Source organism: Sulfurospirillum multivorans DSM 12446 (assembly GCF_000568815.1).
In the GTDB taxonomy this organism is placed as follows: Bacteria; Campylobacterota; Campylobacteria; order Campylobacterales; family Sulfurospirillaceae; genus Sulfurospirillum; species Sulfurospirillum multivorans.
On sequence record NZ_CP007201.1, the window covers coordinates 531,585 to 551,940 of the forward strand.

A 20,356-nucleotide genomic window follows, 5' to 3' on the forward strand; every position below is an offset into this window, starting at 1 on the left:
AAATGAACGTAAAATATTGTGATGCACTGGTAATCGGTGGTGGTTTAGCAGGTCTTAGAGCGGCGGTTGCTACGCAATCTCGTGGTCTTAGTACAACAGTTTTAAGTCTTTGTCCAGTTAAGAGATCTCACTCTGCTGCGGCACAAGGTGGTATGCAAGCAAGTCTTGGTAACTCAAAAATGAGCCGTGGCGACAACGAAGATGTCCACTTTGCCGATACCGTCAAAGGTAGCGACTGGGGATGTGATCAAGAAGTTGCACGTATGTTCGTAACCGTTGCTCCTAAAGCGATCCGCGAATTAGCGGGCTGGGGCGTGCCTTGGACGAGAATTGCAAAAGGTAGCAGAGAAGCGATCATCAATGCTGAGAAAACAACAATCGTTGAAGACGAAGAAGTTCACGGGTACATTCACTCACGTGACTTTGGTGGTACTAAAAAATGGAGAACCTGTTATACAGCAGATGCAACAGGACATACCATGCTTTTTGGTGTTGCCAATGAAGCATTAAAACATAACGTCAACATTGAAGATAGAAAAGAAGCGATTGCTTTAATTCATGAAAACAACCGTTGTTACGGTGCGATTGTAAGAGATTTAGTGACAGGTGAGCTTTGGGCTTACGTTGCTAAAGGTACTTTGATAGCAACAGGCGGGTACGGAAGACTTTACAAACAAACAACCAATGCGGTTATTTGTGATGGTATCGGTGCTGCAATTGCACTTGAGACAGGTGTTGCGACACTTGGAAATATGGAAGCGGTACAATTTCACCCAACCCCAATCGTTCCTTCAGGTATCCTTTTAACAGAGGGTTGTAGAGGTGATGGTGGTCTATTACGTGACGTTGATGGTCATCGATTTATGCCAGACTACGAGCCAGAGAAAAAAGAACTTGCAAGTCGTGACGTTGTAAGTCGTCGTATGATGGAACACATCCGTAAAGGTAAAGGTGTTAAATCTCCGTATGGCGAGCACTTGTGGTTAGATATTTCGATCCTTGGTCGTGCACACATTGAGAGAAACCTAAGAGATGTACAAGAAATTTGTCAAATCTTTAACGGTATCGATCCTGCGGATGAAGGTCCAAAAGGTTGGGCACCTGTTCTTCCAATGCAACACTACTCAATGGGTGGTATCAGAACCAAACCAACGGGTGAGTCTCCAACGCTTTCAGGTCTCTTTTCCGCAGGTGAAGCAGCATGTTGGGATATGCACGGATTTAACCGTCTTGGTGGTAACTCAGTCAGTGAAACCGTTGTTGCAGGTATGATTGTTGGTGATTATTTTGCAGATTTTTGTTTGGCAAATGAAGTCAATATCAACACAGCAACAATTGAAAAAACATTGAAAAAACAAAAAGATTTCATCGACCATTTGTTAACCAACAAAGGTAAACACAACATCTTTGAAATCAAAAACAGAATGAGAGATATTATGTGGGAAAAAGTTGCGATTTTCCGTGATGGCAAAGGTCTTGCTGAAGCGGTTAATGAACTTGAAGAATTGCTCAAAAAATCTCATGATGTTAACGTTAAATCTAAAACAGCTTCTGCTAACCCAGAGCTTGAAGAGGCGTACCGAGTGCCTATGATGCTTAAACTCGCATTGTGTGTTGCTATGGGCGCACGTGAGCGAACAGAGAGTCGTGGCGCGCACTACAGAGAAGACTTCTTGAAACGTGATGATGCAAACTGGTTGAAACGAACCCTTACATCATGGTCTGAGGGTGCTACACTTCCAACGGTTAGCTATGAAGATTTAGACATTATGAAAATGGAAATTCCACCAGCGTTCCGCGGATACGGTGCAAAAGGTATGATTATTGAAAATGAACTCAGCCTTAAACGCCAAGAAGAAGTGGACAAACTTCGTGAAGAGATGGAAGCAGCAGGCAAAGACAGACATGTGATTCAAGATGCGCTTATGCCATTTACGCTTCAACCATACTATAAAGCTAAAAATGAGAGATTTGGAGATGCAAAATGAGTAGAACTATTACCATAAGGGCTATGAAATATAACCCACAATCAAAACTTTCTAAAGCGCACTTTGCAGAGTACAAACTAGAAGAAACTGATGGTATGACTCTGTTTATTGCATTGACTAAAATTCGTGAGACAATGGACGCCGATCTTTCGTTTGACTTTGTATGCCGTGCTGGTATCTGCGGAAGTTGTGGAATGATGGTCAATGGTAAACCTGCGCTTGCATGTCGAACATTGACAAAAAATTTCCCAGGTGGTGTGATTCAATTGATGCCTATGCCTGCATTTAAGTTACTCAAAGATCTTTCCGTTGATACAGGTAACTGGATGAACGATATGAGTAGACGTGTTGAGAGTTGGATTCACACGAACCACAAACCAGACATCTCTAAACTTGAAGCACCGATGGAGCCAAAACTCGCGGATGAGACCTTTGAGCTTGATCGTTGTATCGAATGTGGTATTTGTGTTGCAGCGTGCGGTACAAAATTGATGAGACCAAACTTTATTGGTGCCGTTGGTTTGAACCGTGTTGCGCGTTTTGCAATGGATCCACACGATGAGAGAACCGATGAAGACTTCTATGAGCTTGTCGGTGATGATGATGGTGTTTTTGGATGTATGAGTCTCGTTGCGTGCGAAGACAACTGCCCAAAACATTTACCACTTCAATCAAAAATCGCTTATATGAGAAGAAAACTCGTCGCTCTCAAATAAGTTTGCCTTCTTTTAGAGGGATAAGACACTTGTCTTATCCCTTGCCTTAATCTTGACATTTAGTCTTACATTTTTGTTTCTATTATAAGAAATACTGATATAATCAAAAAAACTTTAAAGATAGTATCTCATGCATGTAATCAATGATTTTTTCTTACTTATTTGGAGTGAGAGGTTAAACCAGCAGGCTGTTTTCGATGAAAAACATAAACGAGAGCTTGATCAGATCCTCTCAACCACTTTCGATATTTTTTGCGATAGCGCTGCTATCTTGCTTATCATCAGCCCCCACAATTTTGCCAATATGGCACGCCTTGAAGAACCTAAAACTGTTTTAAAAACCCTGTTTCAACACACAACGTTTAGCAAAGAAACGATTCAATACGCTCAAAGTCAACTGCTCGGATATTTGATAGATCTGGGCAATGTCCAGATCTATCATGCCATTTTGAAACGCTTAGAGCTTTTAAAAAAAGAGGGGATTATCTCCTACGATGCCTTGCGTTCTTTGGGCAGTATACTCTCCCTTATTGAAGAAAAAAAGATCGAAGTCACCGCTTTACATGTAAAGCGTGCAACACCCCAAGAAAACTACTACAAAACAGCGCTCTATAGGCTTTTTGTCGCCATTGAAAACCTTAAAGGTGCGGTTGAGCTTCCAAGGCTTCAAGAGCGTTTACATCTCATCCCTGAACGCCTTGAAAATCAACGCTTTTCCATCGGAATTACGGGCGTTATGAACGCTGGAAAATCCACGATGCTCAACGCGCTTTTGGGGCAAGAGGTTCTAGGCACTTCTGTTGTTCCCGAAACCGCCAATCTAACCTTGATCAAATACGCCAAAGAGCCTTATGCCGTTGTGAACTTTTGGAATGCCAAAGAGTGGAGCAAGATCGAAGAGGGCGCCAAAAGTCTTAAAAGTTTAGAGGCGTTTGTCAAAGAAAGCAGGGCGCATTTTGGTGAAACATTTAACGCACTCGTGACGCCAAAAGGGGAGAGTGCGTCCATCCCTGTGGAAAGTTTAGCGCTGTATACTTCCGCCAAACACTCCGATAAAAAATGCAATCTTGTCAAAAGTGTCGAACTCTACACCGATCTTAAATTTGTCCAAGATGGCGTCCAAATCGTTGATACTCCAGGACTTGATGATCCTGTGATTCAGCGCGAAGAGATTACTCTAGAATACCTAAGCGAATGCGATCTAATGATTCATCTTATGAACGCGGCGCAAGCGGCAACGCAAAAAGATATTGATTTTATCATTGATGCACTCTTATACCGCAATGTGGCGCAGTTACTCATCGTCATTACGCGCATTGACGCGATTGCCGAAAAAGAGCTTCAAGAGGTTATCGCATATACCAAACGCAGCATCGAAGCACGTTTGAAAGAGCAAAACAAGGGCGCGAAACTGGATGAAGTGATCGCTAAAATTGTCTTTATTCCGATTGCAGGAAAACTTGCGTTGATGCATAAATTGGGTCAAGCAAAAGAAGCACTTGCGCTTGGTTATGACATTGAGCGCACAGGGTTACCTCTGGTTGAGGCGTACCTTGAGGATGTTCTGTTTGGAAGTAACAGCCAAAAAGCCAATCTGATCATCTCTTCCAATCGCAAAGAGATCGAGTCGATCATCATTGAATCGATGGCATCGTTTGAGCAAGAACGTCACTACTTAACCATTTCGCACGAAGAGATCGAGCAAGCGTATGCCAAACACCAAGAAGAAAAAACGGTGATGGCACACTTTTTAGAGCAGATCAAAACCAGTGTGGCGCAAAGCAAAGAGGAGATGGAGCACTACTTTGGCACCCTTCAAAAATTTGCAAACAATCAGCTCGATAAATTGAGCTATGTGGTGAAACGTCGCATCAGCGATGATGTCAGCTATGAGTTTAGTAAAAACAAAAAAGCGCCCAAAGAGGAGCGTATTGGCTCGATGATCGAGACGGCGATGAAAGATGGTTTGGTCGATTTGGTGCGGGATTATCGCTACGAGTTTCAAAAAAAGATGCAAAGTTCCTTAGAGTACATGGACGCGAAATACGGCGAATTTAAAAGCGACACATCGGCGCATCATTTTGATGCGAGAGCGTTTTGTGAAGAGCATTTGGGTTCACTCTTGATCTTTAAAAACAGCACGATTGTTATCACAGGAGCCAATGATGCGATCAAAAAATACGGCAAAAATGATCTTAATATGCTTTCAACCGCACTCGATGCGATTTTAGCAACCGAGTTTTTACATGTAAAAGAGATGCTAGAAGAGAAACTGCACAAAATCAATGAAGAGTTGTTAAGCTCCTTTGTAAGTCTCTGCGAAGCACCAGCGCGTTTGATAGAGGAGCGTTTTAGTGCTGAAGAAGCACTGTTAGAAAAAGCAATGCGTCAGATGAAAGATGCAACGCTTAATCGTGAAGCGCGCAGTTTAGAGATAGAAGAAAAAGTGCGTGTAATGGGCATTGTGTTAAATGATTTGAGCGCGACTAAGGAGTCAAAATGAGTCTTATTGAAAGTTTTGTGACCTCCTACAAAGAGCACTTTTTAAAAGTCATTCCCCAGTTTGATGCAACCCTTTTAGGCGCACTCAAAAAAGTACAATATGTGCTTCTTGGTGAAGAGCAACTGCCTTCCATTCAACTCAAAAAAGCACTGGATCGCCTTCAAATGCGCTCAGAAGAGCCGATGAAAGTCGCCATCACAGGACAGTTTTCAAGTGGTAAATCAACCTTCCTCAACGCGCTTTTAGCCAAAAGTATTTTACCCACAGGCATTACGCCCGTGACGTCCAAAGTCAATTACATTCGTTACGGAGAAGAGTTTAAAATCCGTGTGCGCTATAAAGATGGGCGTGATGAATACCATGACATCAACACGATTGCGCACTTTACCGACCAGAGAGAGCATGTAGAAGACATCGCGTACTTAGTTCTTTATGCACCACTTAATATTCTCAAAGACGTTGTGTTTGTCGATACACCAGGACTTAATTCCCAAGCGGCGAGTGACACGCAAACAACTGAAAAAGTGCTCAAAGAAGTCGATGGCATTATCTGGCTGACACTCATCGACAATGCAGGAAAAATGAGTGAGCTTCAGGTCTTAGAAGAGTATCTTGGAAAGTACCAAAACAAGTCACTCTGCGTGCTCAATCAAAAAGATAAATTTACACCCCAACAAATCGAAGAGACGACGAATTACGTTAAAACAGCGTTTAAAGAGTTTTTTAGTGATGTCATCCCAATCTCGGCGCGCCAAGCGTTGGAGTCCCGCAGTCACGACAAAAAAGTGATGATGGAAGAGACGTTAGAATCGTTTATGCACGCTTTACATGTAAAGCTTCAAAACGGTGGCGAGAAGCTTGATTTTAGTGGCATTGAGCATGATTTTAAGACGTATCAAACCACGCTGGATTCGATCTTACAAAGTGACTTGGGTGCCAATCTTAAGCTCTTGGAAGAGTCCAACATCGACAAAGTTTTGGACTTCATTCGCAATGAGATTCAACCCAAATCGACCCAATCCAAAGAGTTCGCGATCAAAAAAGAGGTCAAAGAGATCGTCTCTAAACTCATCGCACAGCATCAGCTTTTCCTCTGCATTTACGATGAACTTTTAGAAGAGATCGTCCGTTTTGAAACCGAAGCCAAAGGGCTTTTTAGCGATCTTAAAAGCAAATTTTCACACGATCTTAAGAGTGCGTTTATGCGCATTGAACAGATCATCGAAACGATTGCGGACGCGATTTATAACCAAATGAGCAGTGAGAAGCTGACACGCTACGAAGCCCAAAAAGCAGGACTTTTTAGCAAACAGGCAACGTTTGTTCCTTTTGAATACCAAGCGCCTAAAATCAACTCCGATCTCATCTATAAAAGCCTCTTTTACGAAGAGAATCTCATTGGCAAAATGTTCAAACAGTATGTGAAAAATTTAGGCGCCATCCAAAACGAAGTTAACGACAAAAACCGTTTGGTCTATCGCTCTTTGGAGCAGGGCATTTTGAAATGGCAAGCGCCCTACGAAGTGATTCGCAAAAGTGAAGAGCTTCACTCCGACATCGAGTTTGCCAACATGCGCCGTTTCGCCTCCAAGGCGTACGAGAGCATTTTGAAGCCTTTCAATGATGAGATTGCAGCTTCGTACGCGAAGATCAGCTCTGAGTTTAACCATCTTTCCAGTGCGGTGAGTTTTAACTACCAAAACGCCACTGAAGTGTGTGTCGCATTTTTGGAAAACAAGATCGAAAAGTCCGTCAAACTGTACGAGGAAAACCCCACAAAATTTTCACTCTATACTCCCAAACTCGATGAGATCAAAGAGCGTCTTAGAACGTCGTTTCATCTCTACGAGCTTGAAAACATGATGAACACACGCAACACGTTTTTGAGTAAAGATTACGACCGTCTCATCAGCCAATTTACCGCCATAAAAGAGGAAAAAGTAGCGTTCTTGGAAGAGCGAAAAGCGCGCCACTACAAGATTTTAGAGCAGATAGAAGCATTGGTTAAAGAGGTAGAATAAATCTATCTCTTTTGTTTAAAAATCATCCACCAACCAACCTATGTTTGTGTAGCGGCAAGAAATAAGAGGCTATAAAATTTTGTAGCTTTTAGCCTCAATGTCTTTACATGTAATGTTTCTCTTTGAGCAGTTTGTAGAGTTTCAAAAGCGATATAAAGAGCGTAGTAATAGCAGGTCCAAGGATCATTCCCCAAAAACCAAACGTTGTGAGTCCTGCAAAAATTGCGAAGAAAATCAAAAGTTCATTGACGGCGGTAGGTGTTTTGACCATCTTGTCGTTGATGTATTTGATGATAAGTGGTTTGATGAAGGTGTCAGCGATGATGGAGATCACGACAATTGAGTAGGTCGCGATGATAATCGCTGTGGTGGTATTGCCATGTGCTACTTCAATCGCGCAGAGTGGAATCCACATGATGGCTCCTCCGATGACGGGAATGAGCGATGCAAAACCGTAGAAAATGCCCAGTAATAGTCCGTCATAGCCAAAGTACATGCCGATAAAAGAGAAAAGCGCACCTTGTAAAATGGCGCTGAGCAAAATGGAGTAGAAAACCACACTCATCACATTGGTGACTTCGGAGAAGACGATATTGACCTCTTTGGCATCAATGGGCATCACGCTTTTAAAATAATCCACCAAATCTTTGCCATTTAGGAGTGCAAAGAAGAAAAAGACAACAATAAGAAGCATATCTTTTAAAAAGCCAGCACTGTTTTTGCCGATAGATCCAAAATACGAAAGTGCTGTACTTGAGAGCTGAGCGATATTCAGTGAGTTGATAAAATCATCCAAGGGTGCTTGCATAAAAGCAAGCGGAGCTGGCAGTTTGTAATCGAGTGTATGCAGATACGCTTGAACGCGCTCGATCATCGAAAAATCAAAATTGTTCACAATGCTACCCACCGAAGTGATGGTATAGACGATTGGACCAAAAAGAAGTAAAGAGAGAAGCATAGTGGATAAAACCGCCGCAATATGCCTGTTTTTAGTGACTCCATAGAGTTTGAAATTGAGATTGTACGTCGCCATGGCAAGCAGGGATGCAATAGCGATAATCATCAAAAAAGGCTGATAGAGTTTAATAATTGAAAAGAGAACGGCTAGAAAAATGGCCGTTAAAAAGAAGCGATGTTCATTCATACATGGTCCTCAAATAATCCATTTTGCAAAATCGGTGGGGTGAGACGAAAAAGCTCATACGTTTTAGGCGTTGCAACTCTTCCTCGCGCTGTTCGTTCGATGTAACTGTTCGCCAGCAAATAGGGTTCGATGACATCTTCGATGGTGCCTTCATCTTCACTCAGCGCTGCTGCCATCGTGCTTAGACCCAAAGGGCGACCTTTGCTTTGCAGTAGTAATTCGAGGTATTTAATATCGAGTTCATCAAAACCAAGGTCGTTGACACCCAGTTCATTCAAGCCATATTGCGCTCTCTCAATGCTAATGCTCTCTTCATCCACCACATCCGCATAATCACGAATACGTTTCAAAAGACGAAGCGCAATTCTCGGAGTTCCACGTGAACGTCTTGCCATCTCATGTGCAGCATCTTGAAGACATATTTTCTCCAGTTTATGAGACGCTTTGGTGATGATGATGGAGAGTTCATCTTTGGTGTAAAACTGTAGGCGAAAGTGCATTCCAAAACGATCGCGAAGTGGCGAGCTAATCATACCCGCTCTCGTGGTCGCTCCTATCAGGGTAAAATGGGGCAGGTCGATCTTGATCGTTTGTGCCGCAGGGCCTGAACCGATGATGATGTCCAGACGAAAATCTTCCATCGCAGGGTAGAGAATCTCTTCAATGGCAGGCGAAAGCCTGTGAATCTCATCGATGAAGAGAATGTCTCCTTCTTGAAGATTGGTCAAAATAGCAGCTAAATCGCCACTTTTTTCGATCATCGGTGCCGCGGTTATTTTCATATTGGCACGCATTTCGTTGGAGATGATATGCGCTAAAGTCGTCTTTCCAAGACCCGGAGGGCCAAAAAAGAGAATGTGGTCTAAACACTCGGAACGTTTTTGTGCCGCTTGGATGAAGACTTGTAAATTTTTTTTGATCTTCTCTTGCCCGATGTAATCTTCAAACGAAGAGGGGCGCAAACTTTTTTCATACTCGTTCTCAAAAGAGATTTTTTCGATTTCGACGATGCGTTCCATCACACTCACTTTGTATAGGTGTAAGAAGCTTCAGGAAAACTTCGCTCTTGCACCTCTTTGACATAGGCATCAACGGCGTCTTGAACCAGCGTGGCACCTTCTAAATAGCGTTTGACAAATTTAGGTTGAAATGCTTGAAAGAAACCAAGCATGTCGCTCCAAACTAAAACTTGACCATCAGTGTATTTACCAGCTCCAATGCCAATGGTAGGAATAGAAATTGCTTCAGAAATACGACGTGCGGCTTCTTCAACAACCCCTTCGATGACCAAACTAAAGGCACCCGCCTCTTCAACGGCTTTGGCATCTTCGATTAAGGCAAGTATGTCCTCTTCCGTGCGCCCACGTACTTTATAGCCACCTTCACTGCGTACGTACTGAGGCATTAATCCGATGTGCCCCATAACGGCAACAGAGTTTTGCGTGAGTGCTCTTATGATGTGAGCGCGACTCACACCACCTTCAATCTTAACGGCATGCGCATTGGTTTGGCTGTAAACGAGAGATGCGTTATGAAGTGCCATCTTCTCATCGGTGTAGGTTCCAAAAGGCATATCGCAAACGATAAAAGTTTCTTTAGCACCCGCACACACTGCTTTGGTATGGTACAACATCACTTCCATGCTAGCGGAGAGAGTGTCTGGTTTGGCATTGAAACTCATATTGAGGCTATCGCCAACGAGGATGATGTCGACCTTTTGATCGAACAGTGAAGCAAAAAGTGCATCATACGCGGTAATGACGCTAAGAGGTGTTTTCCCCTTGTGTTGTTTAATGGATGTAATTGTTTTCATGGAAGAATTATACCCTATTTTATGACAAGAAATTTTTAGATTAAACATGATACAATGAGCTACTTCGGAGGGTAACAACATGGGTGTTTTGGCACAATTGGAAGTTGAATTTGACATCGAAATTGTAGGAGATTTTATCTCTCACTATGCCATTATGTTTGAAAATATGGAACCTCTGATTATTGGGCTCAGCAAAAAAGAGCGTTATGCTGACAATATCGGAGACATTTTTCGCATTTTTCACAATATGAAATCAGCCGCAGGATTTTTAAAACTGGATCCTATTATTAAACTGGCAGTCTTGTGTGAAGATATCGTCGAAGAAGCGCGCGTCCTTAAAGGCCCTGCAAGCGAAGAGTTTATTGACTGGTTATTATTAGTCAGTGATCAGTTTGAAAAGTACCGCAAAGATGTCGAAGATGATGCTGATTTTTTTACCGTTTTAAATCCCTTGATTATTAAAGTACCTCATACGTTGGAGAGAGCGTGAAGCAATTAGTTGCCTACATTACGGCGGGTTTTCCCGATAAAATTTTTTCATTAGATTTAGTTTCTGCCTTAAAAGAAGCAGGTGTCGATAAGTTAGAGTTAGGCATTCCTTTCTCCGATCCTGTTGCGGATGGTCCTATTATTGAGGTGGCAAATTTACATGCACTGCAAAATGGGTTTAAAATGGAGACGCTTTTTGAAATCTCTTCCATCGTTGCGCCTACAATTGAGACCTACTGGATGGGCTATTTTAATCCTTTTTACCATAAAGGCATGGAGACATTTGCCCAAAAAGCAACCGAGTTTGGCGTTAAAGGGTTTATTATTCCCGATCTTCCGCATGAAGAAGCCACTCCTTACATTCCGTTGATGAATCAGTATAACATCTCATTGATTAGTTTTGTAGCGCCAACGCACAGTAAAGAGCGCATCGCCACTGTTGTGAAAGATGCTAAAGGGTTTATCTATTTGGTCGCGTATGCTGGCATCACAGGAGCGCACGCGAGTGAAGACTTGAGCAAAACGATCCAAACCATTAAAGAACAGAGCAACACCCCTTTGTTTGTAGGATTTGGTGTCAATGAAAAGACCGCAAAAGAGCGTGTACGCGGTGTGGATGGCGTTATCGTAGGCAGTGCTTTTGTGGAAGTGCTTTTAAATGAAAGTCTCAGTGGAAGTGAAAAGATTGCGAGTATTGCTCAAAAAGCACGAATCATTAAAGAGAAAATTAACGCGTAAAAAAGTGCGTAGCAGTGATGGTGATCTCACTGCTACTTTTGTGTTGGCTCATCAGGCTGTTTGAGTTTTTCAAGCAGGGAATCAAACGAATCTTTGGTTAAAATATCGGCGAACTGCGTACGGTAGGTTTGAATAATGCTCACCCCTAAAATATCAACATCGTAAATCATCCAGCTGCCATTTTTATCTTTATAAAATTTATAGATAATCTCATACACTTCGCTGTTTTTCATCAGATGCGTCGTTAAATGAATCCGCGTATCTTTGATCTTTTCCAAATTCTTAATAACAATCTTCTCATCGGTGTAAAGATCAAGTTTTTCCATGTACGATGTTTTGAGTTTCATCTCAAAAAGCTTGCTAAATTCCATCTGTTTGGAAGGTGAAAGCGATGCCCACTGTTTTCCACCCAGAGAAAGTTGTGACATTAACGTATAATCAAAAATAGAATCAAAAATGGTGAAAAGTTTTTCGGTTTTTTGAGGCTTTGGCATTTTTTTATCGCGTAAAATGGTGGTTGCAAGGTCTATATTGCTTTGCATAAACGAAGGAATATCCGCTTCTGGAATCGCAAAAGAGATGTTACATGTAAAAAGTAATGCTAAAAAGATACGTGCAAAAAAGTTCATACGTTACTCACTAATCAGTTTAGTTCTGCGTGATTCATAGACATCACGCAAGAAAGGATAGAGCTCAATCGCATCTTTTTTAAAGTTGTCATACTCTTTTACATGTAAAGAAGTTTTATTGATCGTGTAAAAGGCAGTAGCCGCCATTGCTTGATCTGAATTATCGAGCAGATTGGCATCGTGGCGTCCTTTCATGTAGGTGATTGGGTTAAGCCACATATCGCCAGCAAGTCCTGCAATATCGCGAACATTGGATGGTCCAAAGAGCGGAAGGACAACGTGGAAGCCATTGCCAACACCGTAATGTCCCAGTGTCTGACCCAAGTCTTCATCGTGCGCTTTGATGCCAAGCTCTTCGCCCGCCACATCACGAAAGCCTAAAATTCCCATGGTGGAGTTGAGTACAAACCGTTCTGTCTCTTCCAAACTGTTGTAAAATTTGAGTTGCAAAAGGTTGTTCACGAGACGAATAGGATAAAAAATATTCTCAAAAAAGTTTGAAACACCATGACGCGCCATTTCAGGAACGACATACGCGTAGCCTTGTGCGGTTGGTCTTAGAAGGTATTCGTAAAATTTGTCATTGACGCTTGTCATCATTTCATTGTAGCCACTGAGTGGATCGAAAAGATTTTCGCTATTTTTAGTATTAAATTCAGCCTCAAAGTCGTCATTGTTATGTGTCGTCGTGCCAATATAGTCACTTGCGGACAAGAAGGAAAGGCTTATGAAGCAGGCTAAAATAAAACGCAAAATAGTACCTCTTTCTTTTTAAATTGCGCAATTATAGGATTTTTTTGATTTAAAGTAAATTAAAGCAGGCATCTTTGCTTGTAATTAGATTAAAACAAGCAAAATTTAATCTAATTTTGACTATAATCACCGTCCAAATCTCACACACACCAATCCTTTACGGTTGCAGTTTACGCTGTTGATGGGTGTGGAGGCAAAACCAAAAAAAACACAAGGAGCAAATTCATGGTAACCATGAAAGACCTATTAGAATGTGGTGTACACTTCGGACACCAAACACGACGTTGGAATCCAAAGATGAAAAAATTCATCTTCGGCGAGAGAAAAAACATCTATATCGTAGATTTACAAAAAACACTACGTTATTTTAGATACACGTACAATGTTGTTAAAGATGCAGCAGCAGAAGGCAAAACAATGCTTTTTGTTGGTACCAAAAAACAAGCAAGCCAAGCCGTTAAAGAGTACGCAGAAAAATGCGGTATGCCATACGTTAACCACAGATGGTTAGGCGGAATGCTTACTAACTACCAAACAATCAGACAATCAATCCGTAAACTTGACATCATCGAGAAGATGGAAGAAGATGGACAAATCGACCTTCTCACTAAAAAAGAAGCGTTGATGCTTAGAAGAAAAAAAGAGAAACTTCTTGATTACCTTGGTGGTATCAGAAACATGAAAAACTTACCTGATATGATCTTTGTTATCGACACCGTAAAAGAAAAAATCGCGGTTCAAGAAGCAAGAAGACTTGGAATTACCGTTGTTGCTCCTCTTGATACCAACTGTGATCCAGACGTTGTTGATCTTCCAATTCCTGGAAATGATGATGCGATCCGTTCAATTCAACTTTTCTGTAAAGAGATGTGTGAAGCGATGACTGAGGGTTATGAAATCCGTTCAAAAGATGCTCCAGCTGAAGAAGTAGCAGACATTAATGAAGACGAGAAAAAAGAGTTGATCGCGGAAGTGGTCAGCGAAGCAGAGTTTGCAGTAGAGGAAGGCGAATAATGGCTGAGATTACTGCTGCTTTAGTTAAAGAACTTCGTGAGTCCACTGGGGCTGGTATGATGGACTGCAAAAAAGCACTAGTCGATACCGATGGTGATTTTGAAGCAGCCAAAGATCTTTTAAGAGAAAAAGGTCTTGGTAAAGCGGCTAAAAAAGCTGACAGACTTGCTAGCGAAGGTTTGGTCAACGTTTTCGTTGATCCGAGTCTTAAAATAGCAACGGTCAGTGAAATCAATGCTGAAACTGACTTCGTTGCAAAAAATGAAGGCTTTATCAATTTAACCAAAGACACCACAGCACATATTCAAACGACCAATGTTGAAACAACAGAAGAGTTGATGAAAACAACGATTAATGGGACTGTGTTTGAAGAGTATTTTGCAACGAAAGTTGCAACGATTGGTGAGAACTTGGTCGTTAGACGTTTTACAACGCTTAAAGCGGGCGCAAATGGCGTTGTTAATGGGTATGTTCACTCAAACGGTCGTGTAGGTGTTTTAATTGCGGCAAATTGTGATAGCGAAAAAACAGCAGCAGCAGCGGGTGAGTTTATCCGTAACCTGTGTATGCACGCAGCGGCAATGAAACCAAGTTTTTTAAGCTATACAGAGCTTGATGCCGAGTTTGTTGAGAAAGAGACCGTTGGTATTAAAGCGGATATTGAAAAAGAGAATGAGGAGTTGAAAAGACTTCAAAAACCTCTTAAACGTATGCCTCTTTTTGTTTCTCGTGTGCAGTTAACCGATGCTGTTTTAGCAGATGCTAAAGCTGAGATGCAAGCGGAACTTAAAGCACAGGGTAAACCTGAGCAAATCTGGGATAAAATTATTCCTGGACAAATTGATCGCTTTATCGCTGATAATACACAGCTTGACCAACAATACACACTTTTAAGTCAATTCTATGTTATGGATGATAAAAAAACCATTGCACAAGTTGTTGAAGAAAAAGCTAAAGAGCTTGGTGGTAAAATTGAGCTTGTAGGCTACGTTCGTTTTGAACTTGGCGAAGGCTTAGAGAAAAAAGCATGTGACTTCGCGAGCGAAGTTGCTGAGCAACTCAAATAAATCTAAAAATTTTTCGTGGTGGAGAGGCAACTCTTCACCCTCTTTCTTGAAGGACATTGATGTCTTTACTACATGCACAAAATATCTCTCATGCTTTTGATTATCTTCTATTTGAAAATGTTAATTTTACGCTTTCCCCCAAAGAGTCGATGGCAATTTTAGGTGTCAGTGGTAGTGGAAAATCAACCTTACTTCATATCTGTTCGACACTCCTTCAACCTAATCATGGCGAAGTGATTTTGTGTGATCATACTATTTACAGTGATAGTGATGATGCAAGGTTAAAACTAAGACGTTACGATGTAGGGATTATTTTTCAATCTCACTACCTTTTTAAAGGCTTTTTTGCCAATGAAAATGTGGAACTTGCCTCTTTTATCAGTGATCAAGAACTTGATCCTAGCATTTTAGAGCGTTTGGGCATCGCTGATTTTATGCACTACCGTGTGGGAGATCTCTCAGGTGGTCAACAACAACGTGTCTCTATAGCGCGCGTACTGGCTAAAAAACCCAAAATTATCTTTGCCGATGAGCCCACAGGAAACTTGGATGACAAAACCGCTCAAGAGGTCATGAACGTTTTGTTTGAGTACATTGAAAAAGAAAATGCGGCTCTTCTTTTGGTCACCCATAATCATCAATTAGCCAAACAGTGCACCTATACCAGACATCTCCATGTGGATGGACTCAAAGAGGAAGCATAACGTGGAATCACTTGTAAAACTTTTTGGTGAAGGGCAAGTTATTCTCTTTTTTCTTCTTTTCGCTCGTTTAAGTGGTCTTTTTGCGTTTTTCCCTTTTTACTCTCATGCCAATATTCCACTCAGCATTAAATCATCCATCACGTTTTTTATGGTCATTTTTTTATTTCCACTTCTCCCTCCAGCTTTACATGTAAACGCAACACTGCTCAATCTTTCGCTGGCGATTGTCGGCGAACTGTTGATTGGTTTTGTGGCAGGGCTTTTTTTAACCATAACGATTTCTATTTTGCAAATGGCGGGAATGCAGATTTCGTTTGTGATGGGTTTTACGATGGCAAGTGTTGTGGACCCTCAAACGAGTACTTCGATTCCTCTTCTATCCCAAATGCTCTCTTTAATCGGGCTGATGGTCATTTTAGCCTTTAATGGGCATCACCAAATGCTTCTTTTTATCGCCGATTCCCTAACGCTTTTACCGTTAGGAAGTTTTTATCCACAAACCAATATTCTCACCTATCTTCTTAAAGCAATGACAGGAATGTTTGTGTACGGGTTTATCCTCTCTTTTCCTGTCGTAGGCTTTTCCCTTCTGTTGGATGTTGTTTTTGGAATGCTGATGAAAACCATGCCTCAATTTAACCTTTTGGTTATCGGATTTCCTATTAAAATTATGGTTTCATTGGTGGTACTTGTTGCAATACTCGCTTCGATGATGCTGATCTTTAAGAAAGAATTTATCGAAGCGCTCAACCATTTGACCATTCTTTTTGTGCGTTAAAGCAATCATAAATTTTTTTATACTACAATGAGTGTTAATAATTCTCATTCAGGAGTGAGCATGCGCCTGTTACTACTCAATAATAATCCCGCTGTTTCAAGATTGATCAAACTTAGTGCCGAAAAAGCTGGGTATGAGTTAGACGAGTTTGAAGATTACGGCTTAGTGCCACTCACAACGTACGACCTCATTTTAGTGGACAATGAACTCTATGATGAGAATGCCCTCGTAGCACTTCGTGAACATACAGACTGTGACTATGTCGTCTACATCTGCCAAAGAGGTTCCAAAAAACCTGAAGCGGTCAATGTGGTACTTGAAAAACCCTTTTTGCCAACCGATTTTTTAGTCCTTTTAGAGAAGATTAAAAATGTGATTGAAAGTCATAAAGCTGAAGAGGTTACTGAAGATCCCATAGCGACATCTTCTGCAACAACCGATGCTTTTGATATTGATCAAATCGATACGCTTGAGGGCGAAGATGATATGCTTCCTATCAACCTTCTTGAAGAGTATGACAATGACTTTAAAAAAGAGGAATCAAGCGAGCAAAGGGATAGCTTTGACGACCTTGAACGTGATGATTTGAATTTAGATGATAACGCTTTGGAAGATAAACAGAGTGACCTCGAAGAAAAAGAGTTGACGCTGGAAGATCCATTCTCATTTGATGCGGTTGACTCTTTGGATAAAGAGGCTCCAACGTCTTTTGAAGATTTTGATTTTGAAGAAGAACCGAGTACTGTTTCGTCGTCTCTTGATGAAGAAGAGGTGCATAACCCTTCTATTTTGGATAAAGATGATATTGATGAAGTGAAGCAGCTTTTAGATGAAAGCGAAGAAGAAGAGGATGAAAAAGAGATTGACGCATTGTCATTGGATGCGCTTGGTATCGAAGAAGATGATGCGGGAACCTTCTTCTTGGATGAAGAAGAAAAAGAAGAAGAAGAACCTTTGGTAAAAGAGGAAGATTCTTTAGCGCTTGAAGCAGATGATATGTCTGATTTAACCTTTGAAGATGTTCCTCCCGTAGAAGACGAGATGGAAGATGCGCTTGAAAAGGACACGGTTGTTGCAGAAGATCAAGAAGAGATTATTGATGATTTTGCAGAAGTGATCGAGGAAAAAATAGAAGAAGAGAAAGAACAGGCATTAGAAGAAGAGGAATTCCTCCCAAGTCTTGATAGTGCCCTTAGTGGATTGGATGATGCGCTAGGAGAGATTGACTCTTTGGATGATCTCAATGAAACTATGCTCAAAGTCGCTTTTGGTGAAGAGGTTGAAGAAGAAGCTGAAGCTCCTGCTCCTGTAGCGACTGAAGCTCCAAAAAGCCAAGATATTGAAGTGATTCGCGATGAGATTGAAAATAGTATTGCGCGTAGTATCTCAAGCTTAGCGCAAAGCGATATTTTACGTGAAGCGCTTAAGGGAATGCGTCTGAATATCTCCATTACCTTTGATGAGAAGTAGCCGTGAAGGGTAACCTTTTAGTGATTTCAGGACCGAGTGGCTCGGGAAAAAGTTCTTTAATGAAAGAGGTGCTTCAAGAGATCCCCGATGCGTACTTTTCAATTTCAAGCACAACACGCTCCATTCGTGAAGGGGAAAAAGAGGGTGTTAATTACCACTTTATCTCCAAAGCAGAGTTTGAAAAAGATATGGATGAAGGGTTCTTCTTAGAGTGGGCGAAAGTGCATGATAACTACTATGGTACATCACTCAAGCCTATTTTAAAAGAGCTTCATGAAGGTAAATTGGTCATCTGTGATATTGATGTACAAGGGCATAAAATTGCACGGGAAAAATTTGGAAGTATCATCACCTCTGTTTTCATCACAACACCTGATCAAAAGTCGCTCAAAGAGCGTCTGATCAACCGAGGAACCGATAGTGCTGAAGTGATTGAAAAGCGTTTAGATAATGCAGTTTCTGAGATGACACGCATCAGAGAATACGATTATCTTTTAATTAATGACGATTTTAAAACCACACTGCACGCACTGTTTGCCATTGCGCATGCTTCGCGAAAAAAAATGGCGTTGATGGATTTGGGTGAATTTATGAGTGCGTGGGCAAACATCGATTAGACTTTTTGTTTATCAAAAAATGGTACAATACCAATAACTATATATATCGTTATCAGACAAAGGAGAGAGTATGGGTTCATTTAGTATTTCACATTGGTTAGTCATTTTAGCAGTGGTTGTTTTGCTTTTTGGTGCAAAAAAAATACCAGAACTTGCTAAAGGTGTAGGTCAAGGTATTAAAGATTTTAAAAAAGCTATCAAAGAAGATGAACAAGCAAAAACAACAGTCGATCAAGTAGAGACAAAACCAGAATCTGGTGCTACACCAACGGCTACGACATCAACACCCGCAGACGAAAAAAAGTCTGTATAAGGTTACGTATTGAAAAAATCGGTTATTCGTGCTATTAAAGAAAAATTACAAAGAGAGTTTGTTTTAGAGAAACCTACCAATCTCTCTTTTGGTCATTATGCAACCCCCATCGCTTTTTCACTTGCGAAAGAGCTCAAAAAATCCCCTATTGCCATCGCAGAAGAGATTGCTACGCAGTTTGATCTTGGTGAGATTTTTCAAGAAGTTACGCCTATTAAAGGGTACATTAACTTCAAACTCAGCGAAAGCTTTTTGAATCAGTATGCCACATGGGCGATTCAAAATGAAGCGCTTTTTGGAAAAGACGATCAAACTGAGACGATCCTGCTTGAGTATGTCAGTGCCAATCCAACCGGCCCTTTGCATATTGGTCATGCCAGAGGTGCCGTTTTTGGTGATGCGTTAGCTCGCATTGGAAAACATTTAGGGTATAAAATTACCACAGAGTATTATGTCAATGATGCGGGTAATCAAGTAGACCTTTTAGGACTTTCCCTTTATCTCTCAGGACGTGAGCACATTTTAGGCTTACATGTAAACTGGCCAGAAGAGTTTTACAGAGGTGAATACATCATCGATCTCGCGCATGTTGCCAAGACAGAACTGGGCGATGCTATTTTTGAAGATGAAGCCAATATCAAAACGCTCTCCGTCTGGGGAAAAGATAAGATGTTAGAGCTTATCAAGTCCAATCTTGCCGATGTCGGCATTGAATTTGAGCAATTCGTCAGCGAAAAATCCCTTTACGATAAATGGGATGAGAGCTTTGTCAAACTTCAGAAGCATGATAAAACCTACGAAGAGGGTGGTAAAACCTGGATTCGCTCTACCGAACTTGGCGATGAAAAAGATCGTGTGGTGGTGAGAGAAGACGGCAGACCCACCTATCTTGCAGGCGATATTATCTACCACGATAACAAATTTCAACGAGGGTATGATCGGTATATCAACATCTGGGGTGCAGATCATCATGGGTATATTGCACGGGTCAAAGCGGCGATTAACTTCTTAGGGTACGATGAGCAAAAACTTGAGGTTTTGCTGGCTCAAATGGTTTCTCTGCTCAAAGGTGGCGAACCGTATAAAATGAGCAAACGCGCGGGCAATTTCATCTTAATGAGTGATGTGGTCAGCGAAGTAGGCAGCGATGCACTGCGTTTTGTTTTTTTAAGCAAAAAGTCTGATACCCACTTAGAGTTTGATGTCGATGTTTTTAAACAAGAAGACAGCAATAACCCCATTTTTTACATCAACTACGCCCATGCGCGCATCAATCAAATTTTTGCAAAAGCAGAAAAAAGTCTGAGCGATGTCCAAGAGGTTACGTTGGAAAATCTGAACGAAGAGGCACACAATCTTCTCTTTAGCGCACTTTTATTGCCAGAAGTGCTTGAAGATGCTTTTAACTCGCGTCAAGTGCAAAAGTTGACAGAATATCTCAAAAATTTAGCGGCAAGCTTGCATAAATTCTACAATGAAAACCGTGTTGTCGGCAGTGAGGATGAAGAAAAATTTCTCAAACTCTTCGCCGTTGTAGCCCTTTCACTCCGCGTAGGACTTAAACTGATAGGCATTAACGCAAAAGACAAAATGTAGCGT

Annotated in this window: 19 protein-coding genes; 14 read left to right on the top strand and 5 right to left on the bottom strand. The window is 41.3% G+C overall.

Annotated elements, in window-relative coordinates:
- Window positions 1–2: 2 nt before the first annotated feature.
- From SMUL_RS02760 to SMUL_RS02775, 4 genes are all read left to right on the top strand, one after another.
- Complete coding sequence (locus tag SMUL_RS02760; RefSeq protein WP_025343736.1) at window positions 3–1,988, top strand: fumarate reductase flavoprotein subunit; 1,986 nt, start codon at window positions 3–5, stop codon at window positions 1,986–1,988.
- Window positions 1,985–2,704: a fumarate reductase iron-sulfur subunit gene (locus SMUL_RS02765; protein ID WP_025343737.1), complete on the top strand. Its 720-nt coding sequence runs from the start codon at window positions 1,985–1,987 to the stop codon at window positions 2,702–2,704. The genes SMUL_RS02760 and SMUL_RS02765 overlap by 4 nt, the downstream gene beginning before the upstream one ends.
- A gap of 130 nt (window positions 2,705–2,834) precedes the next feature.
- Entirely contained in the window at window positions 2,835–5,207 is a 2,373-nt protein-coding gene (locus SMUL_RS02770; RefSeq protein WP_025343738.1) for a dynamin family protein, read from the top strand.
- Entirely contained in the window at window positions 5,204–7,228 is a 2,025-nt protein-coding gene (locus SMUL_RS02775) for a dynamin family protein (protein ID WP_025343739.1), read from the top strand. Before SMUL_RS02770 ends, SMUL_RS02775 begins: the two co-directional genes overlap by 4 nt.
- A gap of 103 nt (window positions 7,229–7,331) precedes the next feature.
- Here SMUL_RS02775 and SMUL_RS02780 read toward each other — a convergent pair whose 3' ends face one another.
- From SMUL_RS02780 to panB, 3 genes are read right to left on the bottom strand one after another with little or no spacing between them, the layout of a single operon-like run.
- Complete coding sequence (locus SMUL_RS02780) at window positions 7,332–8,372, bottom strand: AI-2E family transporter (RefSeq protein WP_025343740.1); 1,041 nt, start codon at window positions 8,370–8,372, stop codon at window positions 7,332–7,334.
- Window positions 8,369–9,391 (bottom strand): Holliday junction branch migration DNA helicase RuvB, encoded by a 1,023-nt coding sequence (gene ruvB, locus SMUL_RS02785; RefSeq protein WP_025343741.1) that lies wholly within the window; start codon window positions 9,389–9,391, stop codon window positions 8,369–8,371. The genes SMUL_RS02780 and ruvB overlap by 4 nt, the downstream gene beginning before the upstream one ends.
- Before the next feature lie 5 nt (window positions 9,392–9,396).
- Window positions 9,397–10,185, bottom strand: a complete 789-nt coding sequence (panB, locus tag SMUL_RS02790) for a 3-methyl-2-oxobutanoate hydroxymethyltransferase (protein WP_025343742.1) — start codon at window positions 10,183–10,185, stop codon at window positions 9,397–9,399.
- A 79-nt stretch (window positions 10,186–10,264) separates the two neighbouring features.
- Between panB and SMUL_RS02795 the strand changes: the two genes are divergently transcribed.
- Complete coding sequence (locus SMUL_RS02795; protein WP_025343743.1) at window positions 10,265–10,675, top strand: Hpt domain-containing protein; 411 nt, start codon at window positions 10,265–10,267, stop codon at window positions 10,673–10,675.
- Complete coding sequence (gene trpA, locus SMUL_RS02800; RefSeq protein ID WP_025343744.1) at window positions 10,672–11,412, top strand: tryptophan synthase subunit alpha; 741 nt, start codon at window positions 10,672–10,674, stop codon at window positions 11,410–11,412. The genes SMUL_RS02795 and trpA overlap by 4 nt, the downstream gene beginning before the upstream one ends.
- A gap of 32 nt (window positions 11,413–11,444) precedes the next feature.
- On the opposite strand, the gene SMUL_RS02805 is transcribed toward trpA, so the two are convergent.
- On the bottom strand, window positions 11,445–12,041 hold the full coding sequence (locus tag SMUL_RS02805) for a Tgt2/MlaC family protein (protein WP_025343745.1): 597 nt from the start codon (window positions 12,039–12,041) through the stop codon (window positions 11,445–11,447).
- A gap of 3 nt (window positions 12,042–12,044) precedes the next feature.
- The gene (locus SMUL_RS02810; protein ID WP_025343746.1) at window positions 12,045–12,794 is read right to left on the bottom strand and encodes an MlaA family lipoprotein; all 750 of its coding nucleotides are present in this window, start codon (window positions 12,792–12,794) and stop codon (window positions 12,045–12,047) included.
- Between the two features lie 225 nt (window positions 12,795–13,019).
- On the opposite strand from SMUL_RS02810, the gene rpsB reads away from it, so the two are divergent.
- The 8 genes from rpsB (at window position 13,020) to argS (ending at window position 20,353) form a co-directional block, all read left to right on the top strand.
- Window positions 13,020–13,808: a 30S ribosomal protein S2 gene (gene rpsB, locus SMUL_RS02815; RefSeq protein WP_025343747.1), complete on the top strand. Its 789-nt coding sequence runs from the start codon at window positions 13,020–13,022 to the stop codon at window positions 13,806–13,808.
- Window positions 13,808–14,875, top strand: coding sequence for a translation elongation factor Ts (gene tsf / locus SMUL_RS02820; RefSeq protein ID WP_025343748.1), 1,068 nt, complete (start codon window positions 13,808–13,810; stop codon window positions 14,873–14,875). The genes rpsB and tsf overlap by 1 nt, the downstream gene beginning before the upstream one ends.
- A gap of 59 nt (window positions 14,876–14,934) precedes the next feature.
- Complete coding sequence (locus SMUL_RS02825; RefSeq protein WP_025343749.1) at window positions 14,935–15,579, top strand: ABC transporter ATP-binding protein; 645 nt, start codon at window positions 14,935–14,937, stop codon at window positions 15,577–15,579.
- Window positions 15,557–16,357, top strand: coding sequence for a flagellar biosynthetic protein FliR (gene fliR, locus SMUL_RS02830; RefSeq protein ID WP_051492661.1), 801 nt, complete (start codon window positions 15,557–15,559; stop codon window positions 16,355–16,357). Before SMUL_RS02825 ends, fliR begins: the two co-directional genes overlap by 23 nt.
- Window positions 16,358–16,417: 60 nt before the next feature.
- Complete coding sequence (locus tag SMUL_RS02835) at window positions 16,418–17,827, top strand: hypothetical protein (protein ID WP_025343751.1); 1,410 nt, start codon at window positions 16,418–16,420, stop codon at window positions 17,825–17,827.
- A 2-nt stretch (window positions 17,828–17,829) separates the two neighbouring features.
- Window positions 17,830–18,444, top strand: a complete 615-nt coding sequence (gene gmk / locus SMUL_RS02840; RefSeq protein WP_025343752.1) for a guanylate kinase — start codon at window positions 17,830–17,832, stop codon at window positions 18,442–18,444.
- A 70-nt stretch (window positions 18,445–18,514) separates the two neighbouring features.
- Window positions 18,515–18,757 (top strand): twin-arginine translocase TatA/TatE family subunit, encoded by a 243-nt coding sequence (gene tatA / locus SMUL_RS02845; RefSeq protein ID WP_025343753.1) that lies wholly within the window; start codon window positions 18,515–18,517, stop codon window positions 18,755–18,757.
- 9 nt (window positions 18,758–18,766) lie between these two features.
- The gene (gene argS, locus SMUL_RS02850; RefSeq protein WP_025343754.1) at window positions 18,767–20,353 is read left to right on the top strand and encodes an arginine--tRNA ligase; all 1,587 of its coding nucleotides are present in this window, start codon (window positions 18,767–18,769) and stop codon (window positions 20,351–20,353) included.
- The last annotated feature ends 3 nt before the right edge of the window (window positions 20,354–20,356 follow it).

Coding starts and splice junctions, on each gene's coding strand:
- SMUL_RS02760 (WP_025343736.1), top strand. CDS start 3: ATGAACGTAAAATATTGTGATGCACTGGTAATCGGTGGTGGTTTAGCA.
- SMUL_RS02765 (WP_025343737.1), top strand. CDS start 1,985: ATGAGTAGAACTATTACCATAAGGGCTATGAAATATAACCCACAATCA.
- SMUL_RS02770 (WP_025343738.1), top strand. CDS start 2,835: ATGCATGTAATCAATGATTTTTTCTTACTTATTTGGAGTGAGAGGTTA.
- SMUL_RS02775 (WP_025343739.1), top strand. CDS start 5,204: ATGAGTCTTATTGAAAGTTTTGTGACCTCCTACAAAGAGCACTTTTTA.
- SMUL_RS02780 (WP_025343740.1), bottom strand. CDS start 8,372: ATGAATGAACATCGCTTCTTTTTAACGGCCATTTTTCTAGCCGTTCTC.
- ruvB (WP_025343741.1), bottom strand. CDS start 9,391: ATGGAACGCATCGTCGAAATCGAAAAAATCTCTTTTGAGAACGAGTAT.
- panB (WP_025343742.1), bottom strand. CDS start 10,185: ATGAAAACAATTACATCCATTAAACAACACAAGGGGAAAACACCTCTT.
- SMUL_RS02795 (WP_025343743.1), top strand. CDS start 10,265: ATGGGTGTTTTGGCACAATTGGAAGTTGAATTTGACATCGAAATTGTA.
- SMUL_RS02805 (WP_025343745.1), bottom strand. CDS start 12,041: ATGAACTTTTTTGCACGTATCTTTTTAGCATTACTTTTTACATGTAAC.
- rpsB (WP_025343747.1), top strand. CDS start 13,020: ATGGTAACCATGAAAGACCTATTAGAATGTGGTGTACACTTCGGACAC.
- tsf (WP_025343748.1), top strand. CDS start 13,808: ATGGCTGAGATTACTGCTGCTTTAGTTAAAGAACTTCGTGAGTCCACT.
- SMUL_RS02825 (WP_025343749.1), top strand. CDS start 14,935: ATGTCTTTACTACATGCACAAAATATCTCTCATGCTTTTGATTATCTT.
- fliR (WP_051492661.1), top strand. CDS start 15,557: ATGGACTCAAAGAGGAAGCATAACGTGGAATCACTTGTAAAACTTTTT.
- SMUL_RS02835 (WP_025343751.1), top strand. CDS start 16,418: ATGCGCCTGTTACTACTCAATAATAATCCCGCTGTTTCAAGATTGATC.
- tatA (WP_025343753.1), top strand. CDS start 18,515: ATGGGTTCATTTAGTATTTCACATTGGTTAGTCATTTTAGCAGTGGTT.